The following is a 14420-nucleotide window of genomic DNA, read 5'->3' as shown; positions in this document are numbered from 1 at the left end:
GCATTTCCGTAGTGTGACGAGGCGCCAGACCTCGGCCTTAGTAGGCGAAGTCGCGGTAGATGCGGCTGACGTCGCCCTTCCATTCGCCGTGGTACAGTTCCAGCAGGCGGTCGGCGGGGGTCACGCCGCTGTCGGCGATGTCTTCCAGTTCCGACAGATAGCCGCGCTCATCCACCATGCCGCCGCTGAAGCGGGCGCGGTTCTTCAGACCGTGTTTGGCGATCTCGACCAGATCGACGGCGATGTCGCGGACGCTGCGGCCCGCCACCTCGGCCTTGAGGCCCAGACGGGTGACGTCGCGGCGCAGGCGCTCATGGTCGGCGATGTCCCAGTCCTTGCACAGGTCCCAGGCGGCGGCCAGCGACGGCGCGTCGTACAGGATGCCGGCCCACAGGGCGGGCAGGGCGCAGATGCGGCTCCAGGGGCCGCCGTCGGCGCCGCGCATCTCCAGATACTGTTTCAGCCGCACTTCCGGGAAGAGGGTGGTCAGGTGGTCGGCCCAGTCCTTGGCCGTGGCGCGCTCGCCGGGCAGGGCGTCCAGACCCTCGGTCATGAACTTGCGGAACGACTGGCCCGACAGGTCGACATAGGTCTCGCCGCGCTTGGCGAAATACATCGGCGTGTCCAGCGCATAGTCGGCGTAGCGTTCGTAGCCGAAGCCGTCGGCGAAGACGAAGTCCAGCATCCCCGTGCGGTCGGGATCGGTGTCGGTCCAGACATTGGCGCGCGCCGACAGGAAGCCGTTGGGCTTGCCCTCGGTGAAGGGTGAACAGGCGAACAGGGCCGTGGCGATGGGCTGAAGCGCCAGCGAGGTGCGGAACTTCATGACCATGTCGGCTTCTGAATCGAAGTCGAGATTGGCCTGGATGGTGCAGGTGCGCAGCATCATGTCGAGGCCCAGCGAGCCCTTCTTGGGCATGTAGGCGCGCATGATGCCGTAACGGCCCTTGGGCATGACCGGCACATCCTCGCGCCGCCACAGGGGATCGAAACCGGCGCCGAGGAAGCCGAGGTTCAGCTGGTCCGCGACCTGCTTGACCTCCATCAGGTGCTGGCCGGTTTCCGAACAGATGTCGTGGATGGTCTGCAGCGGCGCGCCCGACAATTCGAACTGGCCGCCCGGCTCCAGACTGATCGAGGCGGTGAAGCCCTCGGCGTTCTTGCGCTCCAGGGCGATGACGTGGCCGGCTTCCTCGACCGGCGACCAGCCGAAGCGCTGCAGCCCCGTCAGCATGGCCAGGATGCCGTTGTCCCCCTCATAGGCGGGACGGCGCAGGGTGGTGCGGTCGAAGCCGAACTTCTCGTGCTCGGCGCCGATGCGCCACTGGTCGGCGGGCTTCTCGCCCTTCGACATGGCGTGGATCAGTTGATCTCTGGAAAGCGGCGCCGTGTCGGACATCTGTAACCCCTGCTGTCGCGGCTAGATGGGCGAGGATACGGCCCCGCTCAAGAGGGAAGCACGAGAAACTTCTAGCGGTCCCAGTCGCCGACAGCCGCCTGCCACAGGGTCAGGGCGGCGATGGCGGCGGTGTCGGCGCGCAGGATGCGCGGGCCCAGAGAGACGGCGGTGGTGAAGGGCAGGGCGCGCAGTCGCTCGCCTTCCTCGGGCGAGAAACCGCCCTCGGGACCGATCAGGATGGCCCACTTGTCGCCGCCCGCAGCGGTCAGGGCCGATACGGCGGGGGCGCCGCCGGTCTCGTCGCAGAACATCAGGCGGCGCTCGGCGTCCCAGCCGTCCAGCAGGGCGTCCAGTTTCATCGGATCATCGACCAGGGGCACGTCCAGACGGCCGGTCTGCTCGGCGGCCTCTTCGGCGATGGCGTCCAGCCGGTCCAGCCGCAGCCGGTCGGCGTTGGTGCGATGGGTCAGGACCAGACGCACGCGGCTCGCCCCCAACTCGGTCGCCTTCTCTACGATGGTTTCGATCCGCGCCTTTTTCACCACGGCGACGATCAGCTCCAGATCGGAGCCGTGGGTCTGTTCGCGCACAAGCTCCTCGGCGCGCAGGATGACGCCCTTCTTCAGCACTTCGGCGACGCTGGCGCGCCACTCGCCATGACGGCCGTTGAAGACCAGCAGGTCGTCGCCCGCCTTCAGCCGCATGACCTGGGTCAGATAGCGCGACTGGTCGAGGGTCGGGGCGACGGCGAGACCGGGGGCGAGGTCGGAGGTGACGTGAAGGCGTATCATATTTTCCGCTCATCCCCGCGGAAGCGGGGACCCAGTGAGAGCCTTAGAACAGATCGTTGAACAGATCGCGCCAGCCCGGATTGGCCCGCTCGATCAGCTCCAGTTTCCAGACGCGGTTCCATTTCTTGATCTGGCGTTCGCGAATGAAGGCGTCGTGCCGAGTCGGGTGAAGCTCGTACCAGACCAGAACAGCGCACCCATACTTGGCCGAGAACCCCCTGAACACCTTTTCGCGGTGCTGTGAGGTGCGTTCGACGATGTCGTCGGTCGAGCCGGTGTAGAGGGCGCCGTTCCGCCCACTGGCGACAATGTAGGTGAAGAAGGCCACGGTCTGCCCCGCAAAAGGACTGGGTCCCCGCTTTCGCGGGGATGAGCGGGTAGAATAACGCAGTTACTTTTTGTGTCAGCCGTTCAGCTTAGCCGGTCGCGGATGGCGGGCCAGACGGGGGGCAGGTCGGTTTGGCCCTTGGCGTGACGCAGTTCGCGCTCCAGCATTCGGCTCATGGCGTCCAGCGGCAGGTCGTTGGGATCGTCGCCGAAGGGGTCTTCCAGTTCGTCGCCCAGCGCGTCCAGACCGAAGAAGGTGTAGGCGACCAGCAGCGACACCGCCAACGTCCACCACCCCAGAGCGGGGGCCAGGGCGAAGGGCAGCATCAGGCAAAAGGCGTGGGCCGTGCGGTGCAACAGCAGGGCGTAGGCGAAGGGCAGGGGCGTGGTCTTGATCCGTTCGCAGCCGGCCAGGACGTGGCTCATCTCGGTCAGCCGCAACTCCAGCACCGAATAGCGGATCGGGTCGATCAGGCCGTCGCGCAGCAGTTCGGCGCACTGGCGGCCTACGCCGGTCAGGGCGGCGTCGGTGGCGTGGGGCGCGGGCGCGACCGGGGTCCAGCGCGCGATCTCGCTCGCCTCATCACGGTCGCGCAGTCGGGCGGCCAGGCCGAAGACGAAGCCGCCGACCCCGTCCAGCATGGGCATGCGGCGATCCTCCGGCAGCAAGGCCGTCTGGCGGATGAAGGAGCGGACGGCGATGATCAGTTCGCCCCACAGCTTTCGCGCCTCCCACCAGCGGTCGTAGCAGGCGTTGTTGCGGAAGCTCATGAAGATGGACAGCGCCAGCCCGATCAGGGCGAAGGGCGCCGCCGCCAGATGCACCGGCAGGTCGGGCCGCTCCCGGTGCAGCATCACCGCCGCCACCGTGATGGCGGCGGTCAGGGCCAGCCGCCCGACCACGCGCGGCAGGATGGACCCGTTGATGGCGAACAGGATTTGCATCGGGCCGGGGCGGGAGCGGACGATCATGGCCCTCCCATACCGCCCCGGCAGTGGGTTTTACAGGGTGGGCCTAATCCCTCCCGGCCAGCCGCTCCTCGATCAGGTCGCGGGCTAGCCTGAGCGCGGCGATCCGGCGGTCGAGAAGCGTGTGTTGGGACGCGCCGACGGGTAGTTTCAGAATGGCCTTCTCGCATTTGGCGATCAGGGATTCGACGGCGCGCAGCGCTTCCGACAGGTCAGTCTCGCTATGGGCGGCCATCCGTCCCTGATCCCCGTGAGCGCCACACGGCGCCCTTACAGCGTCCGCGCGATCAGCAGTTTCATGATCTCGTTCGTGCCGCCATAGATGCGCTGGACGCGGGCGTCCTTGTAGAGCTGGGCGATCGGATATTCGGTCATATAGCCGTAGCCGCCGAAGAGCTGCAGCATCTCGTCGATGGTCTCGCCCTGGATGTCGGTGACCCAGTACTTGGCCATGGAGGCGGTGGCGGCGTCCAGCTGGCCCTTGAGATGCAGACCGATGCAGTGGTCGACGAAGACCTTGGCCACCGTCAGCTTGGTCTTGACCTCGGCCAGCTTGAACTGGGTGTTCTGGAAGTCGATCACCCGCTTGCCGAAGGCCTTGCGCTGCTTGACGTAGTCCAGCGTCGCCTCCAGTCCGCGCTCGGCGGCGGCCACGCCCTGGACGGCGATGTTCAGGCGTTCCTGCGGCAGTTGCTGCATCAGCTGAACGAAGCCCATGCCTTCGCCGCCGCCGATGGCGTTCTCCAGCGGCACCTTCACATCGTTGAAGAAGAGCTCGGAGGTGTCGTTGGCCTCCATGCCGATCTTGTGCAGGTTGCGGCCGCGCTCGAAGCCCTCGGCGCCATCGGTTTCAAGGCAGATCAGGCTGGTGCCCTTGGCGCCTTCGGCCGGGTCGGTCTTGGCGACGACGATGATGAAGTTGGCCAGCTGGCCGTTGGTGATGAAGGTCTTGGAGCCGTTCAGGACATAGTGGTCGCCCGACTTGATGGCGGTGGTCTTGATCCCTTGCAGGTCAGAGCCGGCGCCCGGCTCGGTCATGGCGATGGCGCCGACCAGTTCGCCCGATTGCAGGCGCGGCAGCCAGCGCGCCTTCTGCTCGGCGGTGCCGTAGTGCCAGATGTAGGGCATGACGATGGCGTTGTGCAGCGAGATGCCGAAGTGGTCCGCGCCCTTCCAGCCCAGCTGGCGCATCAGCACGACCTCGTGGCGATAGTCGCCGCCGAAGCCGCCGTCTTCTTCCGGCAGGGACAGCCCCAGAAGTCCGGCCTCGCCCGCCGTGTTCCACAGGCCGCGCGGCACGCTGGAGGCGGCGATCCATTCCGCCATCTTCTCGGGCGGGGCGTGCTCGCCGATCCATTTGCCGACGCTGTCGGAGAAGAGGACGATCTCCTCTTCCAGCATGAAGTCAGGATCGGGAGTGTTGAGCACGTTCATGAGGATTTCCCAAGGCGTTCGATAACATCGACCAGATCGTGAGCCTTGCTGGTGGCTTCGACACTGGTCCGTGACTCTGTTTGGCCGATCAGGCTGAGCGCGGACGAGAGCCGAAAGCGCCATTCGTCTCGCGGCACCTGACGCTGTTTGAGTTCGCGACGCAGCGCCTCGATCAGCAGGGATCTTTCGTCTTCCGAACGAGCGGACGCCAGATAGCGCCTGAAATGCTCCGCCAAGCGATCCTGAAGCGGATCATGCGTGTTTACGGAACGTGTCCGAAGCCATCCGACTACGCCGATTACGATTGCGGCGATAATACCGACAGCCCAGAGAACGGGCTTGGCTAATTCCACCTCAGAAGGCCTCGGCGGGCATCTGCATCAGCACCTCGGCGCCGGTCTTCAGCTTGGTCAGGTGGGCGGCGGCGTCGGGCAGGATGCGCTCGACGAAATACTGCCCGGTCTGCAGCTTGGTGACGTAGTAGGGATCGGCGTCGCCAGCGGCGATCTTGGCCGACGCCGACTTGGCCATCTGGGCCCACATGTAGGCTAGGGCCGTCAGGCCGAAGATGTGCAGGTAGTCGGTCGAGGCGGCGGCGGCGTTGTCCGGGTTGGCCATGCCGTTCTGCATCAGCCACATGGTGCCGTCCTGCAGCTTCTTCTTGGTGTCGGCCAGGCCGTCGACGAAGGGTTTGATGGCTTCATTGTCACCGTTCTCAGACACGAAGGCGTCGATGTCGGAGAACCAGCTCATGATGGCGCGGCCGCCGTTCGACGGCAGCTTGCGGCCCACCAGGTCCAGGGCCTGAATGCCGTTGGTGCCCTCATAGATCATGGTGATGCGCGCATCGCGCAGATACTGCGAGGCGGGGAAGTGTTCGGTGTAGCCCGAACCGCCGTGGACCTGCATGGCCAGTGAGGCGACGTGGAAGCCCTTGTCGGTCAGGTAGGCTTTCAGGACGGGCGTGATCAGGCCCATGTAGTCCTTGGCCTTGGTCGCCGTGGCCTCGTCCGAGGACTTCTGCAGGTCGGCTTGCAGGGCGGTCCACAGGATGAAGGCGCGGCCACCTTCGACGAAGGCCTTGGACTCCAGCAGCATCCGGCGCACGTCGGGGTGGACCATGATGGGGTCGGCCGGGCCGTCCGGGTTCTTGGCGCCGGTCAGGGCGCGGCCCTGCAGACGGTCGTTGGCGAACTCGACGGCGGCCTGATAGGCGGCGTCGCCGATGGCCAAACCTTGCAGGCCGGTGCCGAGGCGGGCCTCGTTCATGACCACGAACATGTTGTTCATGCCGCGGCCTTCTTCGCCGATCAGCCAGCCCTTGGCGTTCTCATAGGCCATGACGCAGGTGGCGTTGCCGTGGATGCCCATCTTGTGCTCGAGACCGGCGCACGAGACGCCGTTGCGTTCGCCGATGGAGCCGTCCTCGTTGACGAGGAACTTGGGCACGACGAAGAGCGACAGGCCCTTGATACCCGGAACCGCGCCTTCGACGCGGGCCAGCACGGTGTGGATGATGTTGTCCGCGAAGTCGTGCTCGCCGGCCGAGATCCAGATCTTCTGGCCGGTGATCGAATAGGAGCCGTCGCCGTTGGGCACGGCCTTGGTGCGGACCATGCCCAGGTCGGTGCCGCACTGCGGCTCGGTCAGGTTCATGGTGCCGGTCCATTCGCCGGTCGCCATCCTGGGCAGATAGGTCTGCTTCAGCTCGTCCGAGGCCGAGGCTTCGATGCCGTGATAGGCGCCCGCCGTCAGGCCCGGGTACATGGAAAACGCCGCCGAAGCCGCCGCCGTGAACTGGCCCACGGCCATGGAGACGATCGAGGGCAGGCCCTGGCCGCCGTATTCCGTGCCGAAGGCCAGGCTGGTCCAGCCGGCCTCGACCATCTGGTGATAGGCTTCCTTCCAGCCCTTGGGCGTGGTGACCACGTCGCCTTCGATATGGCAGCCTTCCTGATCGCCCGGACGGTTGATCGGGGCGATGACCTCCTCGGCGAACTTGCCGCCTTCCTCGATGATCTGGTCGATCAGGTCGCGCGACAGGTCGGCGTCGGCGAAGTGGTTGGCGTAGCGTTCGACCTCCAGCACGTCGTGCAGGACGAAGGACAGGTCGCGGACAGGCGCCTTGTAGGCCATGGTTAAGCTCTCGCTTTGAAAGGCTGGAAGTGGTTGTCGGGGTTGAGCCGTTCGCTCAGCAGGTTGGCGTATTCGTCCGCCCCCGGCAGAAGGTCAGGGCGGTGTTCGCCCAACTTGGACTCCATCCAGGCGCAGGCCTCTTCGGCCGTCTGGATGGCGCCCTCGATGTCTTCGAGTTGTTGCTTCAGCGCCTCGACCTGGGCGCGGTGACGGCGCAGGGCCACGGCCATCTGATGGACGTTGTGATCCTTGCGGTCATACAGATCCAGCATCTCCTGGATCTCCTGCAGGGTGAAGCCGATGCGGCGCCCCCTCAGGATCAGCTTCAGCCGGGCGCGATCGCGGCTGTCATAGACCCGCGTCTGGCCCTTGCGGGCCGGGGTCAGCAGGCCCTTGTCCTCATAGAAGCGCAGGGCGCGCGCGGTGGCGCCGAACTCGCGGCACAGGTGCCGGATGGAATAGGTGCGGTGATCGTCAGCGGTCGCCATGCGTCATCCATAACTTGACGCGGACGTAAAGGGAAGCTTCTCGATCGTCGTCACGACAGTTGTGATCGGCGCACGATCCCAAACGCAAATCGGCCGCGGAGAGCTTGCGCCCGCCGCGGCCGATCCGGGGAGGAAACTGTGTCAGGCGATCAGTGGCGGCGGAACCACAGCACCGGCGCCGTGATGGCGATCAGGAAGAGGTTGGTCAGGGCCAGGCCGACATTCAACTCCATGCCGTGCAGGATCAGCATGATGGTCTGCAAGGCCAGCAGGCCGACGCTCGCCGTCAGCAGCAGGGGGCGGCCGAAGCGCCAGGACACCAGAGGGCTGAGCACCATCAGGGCCAGGACGATCTCGACCACGCCCAGGCCGCGCACGAAGTTGACGCTGGCCATGGCGGGCCAGTGCATCAGCACGGTCAGGTTCTCCATCGACTCCGTCAGCTTGGCGTAGCCGGCCGCGATGAAGAACATCGCGATCCAGCCCTGGAAGGTCCACAGGGCCAGGTTCAGATAGTCGGATTTTGCGCGGGAACGGGGCGTCAAGGTCGTCGAGGTCATGGCCGAAACCGTGGGGGTTGAATTGGTAACAGTTGCTAGATCAGATTGCCGGGGGCGATCGTCAAGGAAGTGTAACAATCTGTGAACCGGGGGTAGGCGCGACCTGCGGCGACGGCGTGGCTGAAACCACAATTCCCCGTAACCCGACGCAGGACGTGAGCGTGGTCTAGGCCTGTCGGGGCAGGCTGTCAACGGTCGATGACATCAGGTGATGACTTATTCGAAATCTCCGCCCAAACCTGCTCTTCCCCGCGGAGGCGGGGACCCAGGTTTTTGGCCGAGGGCGTGACGCCTAGTTCTCGGTCGTGGGCTGCGCGTGAAGCTCTCACTGGGTCCCCGCCTCCGCGGGGATGAGCGGTATTATAGAGCCCAGGCTTCTCGCGCCGCGTCCAGACGAGCCAACTTGGCGTGCAGAGGCGCCCAGTCGTCGCCTTGGTCGATGGCCGACCACAGGGCCTCGACCTCCTCGATCAGCATCTCTTCCGGTTCGGGAGCGGCGAACATCGGATGCTCCAGCCGTTCGGGTCGGTCCGGCTCGTGCTCCAGCAGGGCGAAGCGGAAGGCGTCGAAGGCCTCGCCCTGATAGATCTTGCCGCGCACGCCGCCCAGCGCCCGCGCGCCCGAACTGAAGCCGCCGAACCAGTCGAAGAAGAGCGGCTCCCAGCGCAGGGCCTCGCCCTTGTCGCGCAGCAGGGCGAGCGTCGCGTCCAGCAGCCGCTGGTCCGCCGCCTCGCCCAGGCTCTTGACCCCCAGGCGGTTGAGGAAGGCCGCGCGCAGGTGGCGGATATAGGCGGGGCCGAAGCCGTTCAGGGCCTCGGTCAGGGCTGCGACCTGATCCTCGGCGATCAGCTTCAGGCAGCCGGCCAACTGGGTCAGGTTCCAGAACACGGCCTCAGGCTGACGCGCGAAGGCGTAGAGGCACTCGCTGTCGAAATAGGCGGCGGTGAAGGCCGGATCATAGTGGGGCAGGAAACGCCACGGGCCGTAGTCGAAACTCTCGCCCGTCACGTTCAGATTGTCGGTGTTCAGCACCCCGTGGACGAAGCCGGCGGAAATCCACTTGGCCGTCAGCCGGGCCGAAGCCTCGACCACGGCGGCGAGGAAGCCGGGCGCGTCGCCGGTCGCGACCGTCGGATGATAGAGGCTGCGGGCGTGTTCCAGCAGGACCTCGATCTGATCCTTGCGCCCATAATAGGCGGCGCGCTGGAAGGTGCCGAAACGGATGTGGCTGTGCGACAGCCGCACCATGACGGCGGAGCGGGTGGGCGAGGGTTCGTCATTGCGCTCCAGCGCCTCGCCGGTCTCGACCAGGGACAGGGTGCGGCAGGTCGGCACGCCTAGGGATTCCAGCATGGCGGCGGCCAGAACCTCGCGCATCCCGCCCTTCAGCGTCAGGCACCCGTCGCCGCGCCGCGACCAGGGCGTCTGGCCGGAACCTTTCGTTCCAAGGTCGAGAAGCCGACCTTGAGGGGCGCTATCGCTCGCGACGCGGTCGCTCGCTGCTTGAGCGCCGACCACTTCTCTCATCTGCGCCGCCAGGAAGCCGCGCCCGTCGCCGAGGTCGGGGTTGTAGGTGCGGAACTGATGGCCGTGATAGCGCATGGCGATCGGGCCGGGCTGGCCGGGCAGGGGCTCGAAGCGGCCGAAGTGGGCGCGCCATTCGTCGTCGCTCAGCGTCTGGAGGCCGACGGTCGCCGCCGCGCGGTTGTTGCGCACGCGCAGGATCGTCTGGGGGAAGTCGGCGGCCAGCACTGAATCGCCGAACTCAGGGCCGAGGTCGACGAAGCGCGGGTCGGGGCGATAGGCGGAGGAGACGGGCATGAAGCGGCAGATGCGCGCTCGCGCCCCGTTTCGCAACCGCAACATCAACGGTGGAGACGGGGTTGAACCGGCGGGCGGCTTGGGTATTTTCAGACGCAGAGATCAGGTCCCGTTTCGCCAAACTGCGTCGGGGCCAGGCCGGCGCCGTCGTTCGACGGACGAATCCGGTCCGGCGTCCGTCGATAACCTGACGCCACGACAGTCCTTTCTGATTTCGGAGACCGCCGTGGCCAAGAAGCTCACGCTCGACTTTCTCAAGACCGAAGCCGGATCGGGCGCGGTGCTCGGCCTTGCCGCCATCGCCGCCCTGATCGTCGCCAACTCGCCTCTGTCCGCCGATTATTTCGCCTGGCTGAAGAGCGTCCACGTGCTTCAGGTCGGGCCCTTGCGGCTGGAGGAGACGATCTCGGGCTGGATCAAGGAAGGCCTGATGGCGGTCTTCTTCCTCGTGGTCGGTCTCGAGATCAAATACGAGATCCTCAAGGGCGAACTGAGCAATCCCAAGAAGCTGGCCCTGCCGATCATCGCCGCCTTGGGGGGGATGGCGGTCCCAGGCCTGGTCTATCTGGCCGTGGCGGGAATGCTGGGCGGGCCGTCGCAGGGCTGGCCCATTCCCCTGGCCACCGACATCGCCTTCGCCCTGGCCGTCTTCGCCATGGTGGGCAAGGGTTTGCCGTCGTCGCTGCGGGTCTTCCTGCTGACCCTGGCCATCGTTGACGACCTGGGGGCCATCGCCCTGATCGCTGTCCTGTTCAGTCAGGGCGTGCAGTGGCTGCCTCTGCTGGGCGTGGCCGGTGTTCTGGCCGCCCTGGCCCTGATCGGTCGTCGCCGCCTGGCTGGGCCCTTCTGGGTGCTGGGCTTCGGCGCGGTCTGGTATCTGACGGTGCTGTCGGGCCTGTCGACCTCGCTGACGGCGGTGGCCTTCGCCCTGATCGTGCCGGTCGAGCCGCGCCGCGAGACCTCGCAGAGCCCGCTGAAGGAGGCGATGCACGACCTGCACCCCTATGTGGCCTTCCTGGTCCTGCCCCTGTTCGCCTTCGCCAAGGCCGGGGTGTCCTTCGCCGGTCTGTCGTTGGAGCAGGCGTTTGCCCCCCTGGTCATCGCCATCGCCCTGGGTCTGTTCATCGGCAAGCAGGTCGGGGTCTTCGGCGCCGCCTGGCTGGCCGCCAAGCTGAAGATCGGCGACAAGCCCTCGGGCGCCAGCTGGCTGCAGCTCTACGGCGTCAGCCTGTTGTGCGGCATCGGCTTCACCATGAGCCTCTTCATCGGCGTCCTGGCCTTCCCCGGAGCCGTGGATTCGCCCGAGCAGATCGAGGTCAAGCTGGGCGTGATCGGCGGCTCCGTGCTGTCGGCCCTGGCTGCGGCCGTGATTCTGAACCTCGCGTCGCGACGCCAGCAGCAAAGGGAAGACGCCTCATCTGCCAAGATCTTGCAGTGAACGTTGATAATATTGACCTTGCGTAATCGATTTTTGTCGCTTTCTCGCCACACGTAGGGCGAGGTTGGCCGAAATCGCTGCTCACAGCTTGGCGGCTTCTTGTCGCCTTCCCGACCCTAGCTTACGCCTAGCAATGGAGAATTCACGCCGTTCAATGAGCGTGGATCGACAGGGACAGGAATCGCCACGGTCGCCGCGGGCGGCCGGGCCATAGAGCCGGGGAGCCGCCATATGCGTTTCAACCACATTCTTCGCTGCACCGCGTCGGCCGCCGTCGTCGGCGCCGTCGCCTTCGGCTTCGCGGGCGTCGCGTCCGCCCAGGATGGGCCGACCACCATCGACGACATCATCGTCACCGCCCAGAAGCGCGAGCAGAACCTGCAGGACGTTCCGATCGTGGTCACGACCCTGTCGCAGGAAGCCCTGGACGGCGCGGGCGTGCGCGACATCAAGGATCTGCAGATCCTGACGCCGGGCATGACCGTCACCTCGACCCAGTCCGAAGCCTCGACCACGGCCCGTATCCGCGGCGTCGGCACGGTCGGCGACAACCCCGGTCTGGAAAGCTCGGTCGGCGTGGTCATCGACGGCGTCTATCGCTCGCGCAACGGCGTCGGCTTCGGCGACCTGGGCGAACTGAGCCGCATCGAGGTGCTGAAGGGGCCGCAGGGCACCCTGTTCGGCAAGAACACCTCGGCCGGCGTCATCAACATCATCACCGAGGCCCCGTCCTTCACCCCGGGCTTCAACGCCGAGGCCACCTACGGCAACTTCAACGCCTGGGGCGTCGCTGGGTCGGTCACCGGCCCGATCACCGACCAGATCGCCGGTCGGCTCTATGTCGCCAAGCGCGAGCGTGACGGCTTCTATGACGTCATCACGGGCGCGGGTCCGCGTCAGGAAAAGGACGACCAGAACCAGAACTTCTGGACCGCACGCGGCCAACTGCTGATCCTGCCGTCCGACGAGGTGTCGATCCGCCTGATTGCGGACTACTCCAAGCGCGACGAATACTGCTGCGTCTCGACCCAGGTGCGCACCGGCCAGACCTATGCGGCCATTCGTGCGGTCGGCGGCGACCAGCAGGCGCCGGTTGCCGGATTCGGGGCTCTGCCCTTCTCGCGCACGGCCTACGCCAACCGCAGCACCGGCCAGACCATGGAAGACATGGGCTTCTCGGCTGAAGCCAATATCGACATTCCTTCGTGGGACGCGACCTTCACCTCGATCAGCTCCTGGCGGAACTGGGAGGGGATCAACGGCATGGATCTCGACTACACGACCGCTGACATTCTCTACCGCAACGATGACGGCAACTACGGTTTCGAGCTGCAGAACCTGACCCAGGAGTTCCGTCTGGCAGGGGCGACGGATCGTCTGGACTGGTTGGTCGGCGCCTTCTTCACCAAGGAGGACATCAGCCGGGCCGACAGCTACCTGTATGGCGCCGGCTACACCCCCTTCCTGTCGTTGCTGATCTCGTCGCAGTTGAACGCGGCTAATCCGGCCTTCCCGGTCAGCCCCAACGACATCGGCTGCTTCAGCCGTCCCGGTCAGTCGGCTGCGGGTTTGGCGGGCTGTTTGGCGACGGGTGGCATGGCTCCGTCGGGTCCGACGGCGGCTACCGGACCTGGCTTCGGCGTCGGTCAAGGCGTGGTTGATCACTACAGCCAGAGCACTAAGTCCTTCGCCTTCTTCACCAACAATACGGTCCACCTGACCGATCAGTTCGATCTGACGTTGGGTCTGCGCTATACGCAGGATCACAAGCGTCTGCTGGCGATCCAGGACAACGTCGGAACGAACGGGGCGGCTTGCGGCGGCGCTCTGGCCAATGCTGCAGCCATTCAAGGTCTGTTCGGCGCTGCAACTGGCCCGCGCTTGATCGGCAACATCTGTCTGCCCTGGGCCAATCCGCTCTATGACAACCGTCGCCTGTCTGAAGAGAACACCGGCGGCGATTTCACCGGCACGGTCAAGGCCAGCTATCGCTTCAACGACAGCGTCATGGCCTACGGTTCTTACGCCCACGGCTACAAGTCGTTCGGCTATAATCTGGACCGCGTTCAGAACGGGATCACCCCGACGGCGTCGCTCTATTTCCCGGCTGAAACCGTCGACAGCTACGAGCTGGGCCTGAAGAACACCCTGTTCGACCGCACGGTTCTGTTGAACGTCACCTACTTCAATCAGAAGTTCGAGGACTTCCAGCTCAACACCTTCCTGGGCACGGCCTTCGTGGTCGAGTCGATCCCCGAGCTGAAGTCGCAGGGCTTCGATGCCGACTTCGTCTGGTTCACTCCGGTCGAGGGCCTGTCGTTCAACGGCGGCGTGACCTACACCGACACCAAGTACGGCGACTTCATCGCGAGCGATCTGACCAATCCGGGCAACTTCCCGCAGCTCTCGTTGCTGCCGGGCGCGCGGGCCTCGTTCGCGCCGGAATGGTCGGCCACCGGTTCGGTCGCCTTCGATCGCTCGATCGGCGCCGGTCTGCGTCTGGGTCTGAACCTGTCGGCCAAGTATACGACCGAGTACAACACCGGTTCGGACCTTCTGCCCTACAAGATGCAGGACGCCATGACCCTGGTGAACGGCCGCGTCACCCTGGGCTCGGAAGACGACCGCTGGGCTCTGGACATCTGGGCGCAGAACCTGACGGACGAGGAATACAAGCAGGTGGCCATCAACGCCCCGCTGCAAGGTTCCGCCTTCCAGTCGACGGTTCAGCCGAACGGGACCTATTTCAACCCGGCCCTGGACACCCAGACCTACAACGCCTTCATGGGTCAGCCCCGCACCTATGGCGCCACCCTGCGGGTCAAATACTGAGACTGATCGACCTCAACGGCGAAACCAGAAGGCGGACCGGAGCAATCCGGTCCGCCTTTTTCTTTGCCGACGGCGTTCGGCCCTTCGTCGCGCTGCAGGGCGTGCAGCGACCGCGGCGTCGCGCGACGGGGGGAGGCGTCAGCGGCGCCGTCTGGTGCGGACGCCTCAGGACAGTTCGCAAAAAAGCCCCCGAAGAGCGATCTTCGGGGGCTTGATCCTGCTTGC

General features: G+C 65.7%; 13 protein-coding genes. 2 read left to right on the top strand and 11 right to left on the bottom strand.

From position 1 onward, the window contains the following. Positions 1 to 37 precede the first annotated feature (37 nt). The 11 genes from RTY13_RS08755 to RTY13_RS08705 form a co-directional block, all read right to left on the bottom strand. The gene (locus RTY13_RS08755; RefSeq protein ID WP_312782726.1) at positions 38 to 1399 is read right to left on the bottom strand and encodes a glutamate--cysteine ligase; all 1362 of its coding nucleotides are present in this window, start codon (positions 1397 to 1399) and stop codon (positions 38 to 40) included. 71 nt (positions 1400 to 1470) lie between these two features. Next, on the bottom strand, positions 1471 to 2190 hold the full coding sequence (locus RTY13_RS08750) for a 16S rRNA (uracil(1498)-N(3))-methyltransferase (RefSeq protein ID WP_312782724.1): 720 nt from the start codon (positions 2188 to 2190) through the stop codon (positions 1471 to 1473). 43 nt (positions 2191 to 2233) lie between these two features. Continuing rightward, a complete protein-coding gene (locus RTY13_RS08745) occupies positions 2234 to 2518 on the bottom strand; it encodes a GIY-YIG nuclease family protein (protein WP_184269798.1) in 285 nt (94 codons plus the stop codon). Positions 2519 to 2601: 83 nt separating this feature from the next. Continuing rightward, on the bottom strand, positions 2602 to 3489 hold the full coding sequence (locus tag RTY13_RS08740; protein ID WP_312782723.1) for a bestrophin family protein: 888 nt from the start codon (positions 3487 to 3489) through the stop codon (positions 2602 to 2604). 43 nt (positions 3490 to 3532) lie between these two features. Next, on the bottom strand, positions 3533 to 3721 hold the full coding sequence (locus tag RTY13_RS08735) for a hypothetical protein (protein WP_312782722.1): 189 nt from the start codon (positions 3719 to 3721) through the stop codon (positions 3533 to 3535). Between the two features lie 35 nt (positions 3722 to 3756). Further along, complete coding sequence (locus RTY13_RS08730) at positions 3757 to 4920, bottom strand: acyl-CoA dehydrogenase family protein (RefSeq protein ID WP_312782720.1); 1164 nt, start codon at positions 4918 to 4920, stop codon at positions 3757 to 3759. Continuing rightward, positions 4917 to 5273, bottom strand: coding sequence for a hypothetical protein (locus tag RTY13_RS08725; RefSeq protein WP_312782718.1), 357 nt, complete (start codon positions 5271 to 5273; stop codon positions 4917 to 4919). Before RTY13_RS08725 ends, RTY13_RS08730 begins: the two co-directional genes overlap by 4 nt. Position 5274: 1 nt before the next feature. After that, complete coding sequence (locus tag RTY13_RS08720) at positions 5275 to 7056, bottom strand: acyl-CoA dehydrogenase C-terminal domain-containing protein (protein WP_312782716.1); 1782 nt, start codon at positions 7054 to 7056, stop codon at positions 5275 to 5277. Positions 7057 to 7058: 2 nt separating this feature from the next. After that, positions 7059 to 7544, bottom strand: coding sequence for a MerR family DNA-binding transcriptional regulator (locus RTY13_RS08715; RefSeq protein ID WP_312782714.1), 486 nt, complete (start codon positions 7542 to 7544; stop codon positions 7059 to 7061). A gap of 149 nt (positions 7545 to 7693) precedes the next feature. After that, the gene (locus tag RTY13_RS08710; protein ID WP_312782713.1) at positions 7694 to 8089 is read right to left on the bottom strand and encodes a DoxX family protein; all 396 of its coding nucleotides are present in this window, start codon (positions 8087 to 8089) and stop codon (positions 7694 to 7696) included. Between the two features lie 375 nt (positions 8090 to 8464). Beyond that, complete coding sequence (locus tag RTY13_RS08705; RefSeq protein ID WP_312782712.1) at positions 8465 to 9925, bottom strand: protein adenylyltransferase SelO family protein; 1461 nt, start codon at positions 9923 to 9925, stop codon at positions 8465 to 8467. A gap of 226 nt (positions 9926 to 10151) precedes the next feature. Here RTY13_RS08705 and nhaA point away from each other — a divergent pair, with 226 nt between their 5' ends. Both nhaA and RTY13_RS08695 read left to right on the top strand, forming a co-directional pair. Then, positions 10152 to 11363 (top strand): Na+/H+ antiporter NhaA, encoded by a 1212-nt coding sequence (gene nhaA / locus RTY13_RS08700; RefSeq protein ID WP_312782711.1) that lies wholly within the window; start codon positions 10152 to 10154, stop codon positions 11361 to 11363. A gap of 231 nt (positions 11364 to 11594) precedes the next feature. Beyond that, complete coding sequence (locus RTY13_RS08695) at positions 11595 to 14195, top strand: TonB-dependent receptor (protein WP_312782709.1); 2601 nt, start codon at positions 11595 to 11597, stop codon at positions 14193 to 14195. Positions 14196 to 14420 lie beyond the last annotated feature (225 nt).

This window comes from Brevundimonas sp., from assembly GCF_032055285.1.
In the GTDB taxonomy this organism is placed as follows: domain Bacteria; phylum Pseudomonadota; class Alphaproteobacteria; order Caulobacterales; family Caulobacteraceae; genus Brevundimonas.
This window is presented reverse-complemented; position numbering and strand designations above follow the sequence as displayed.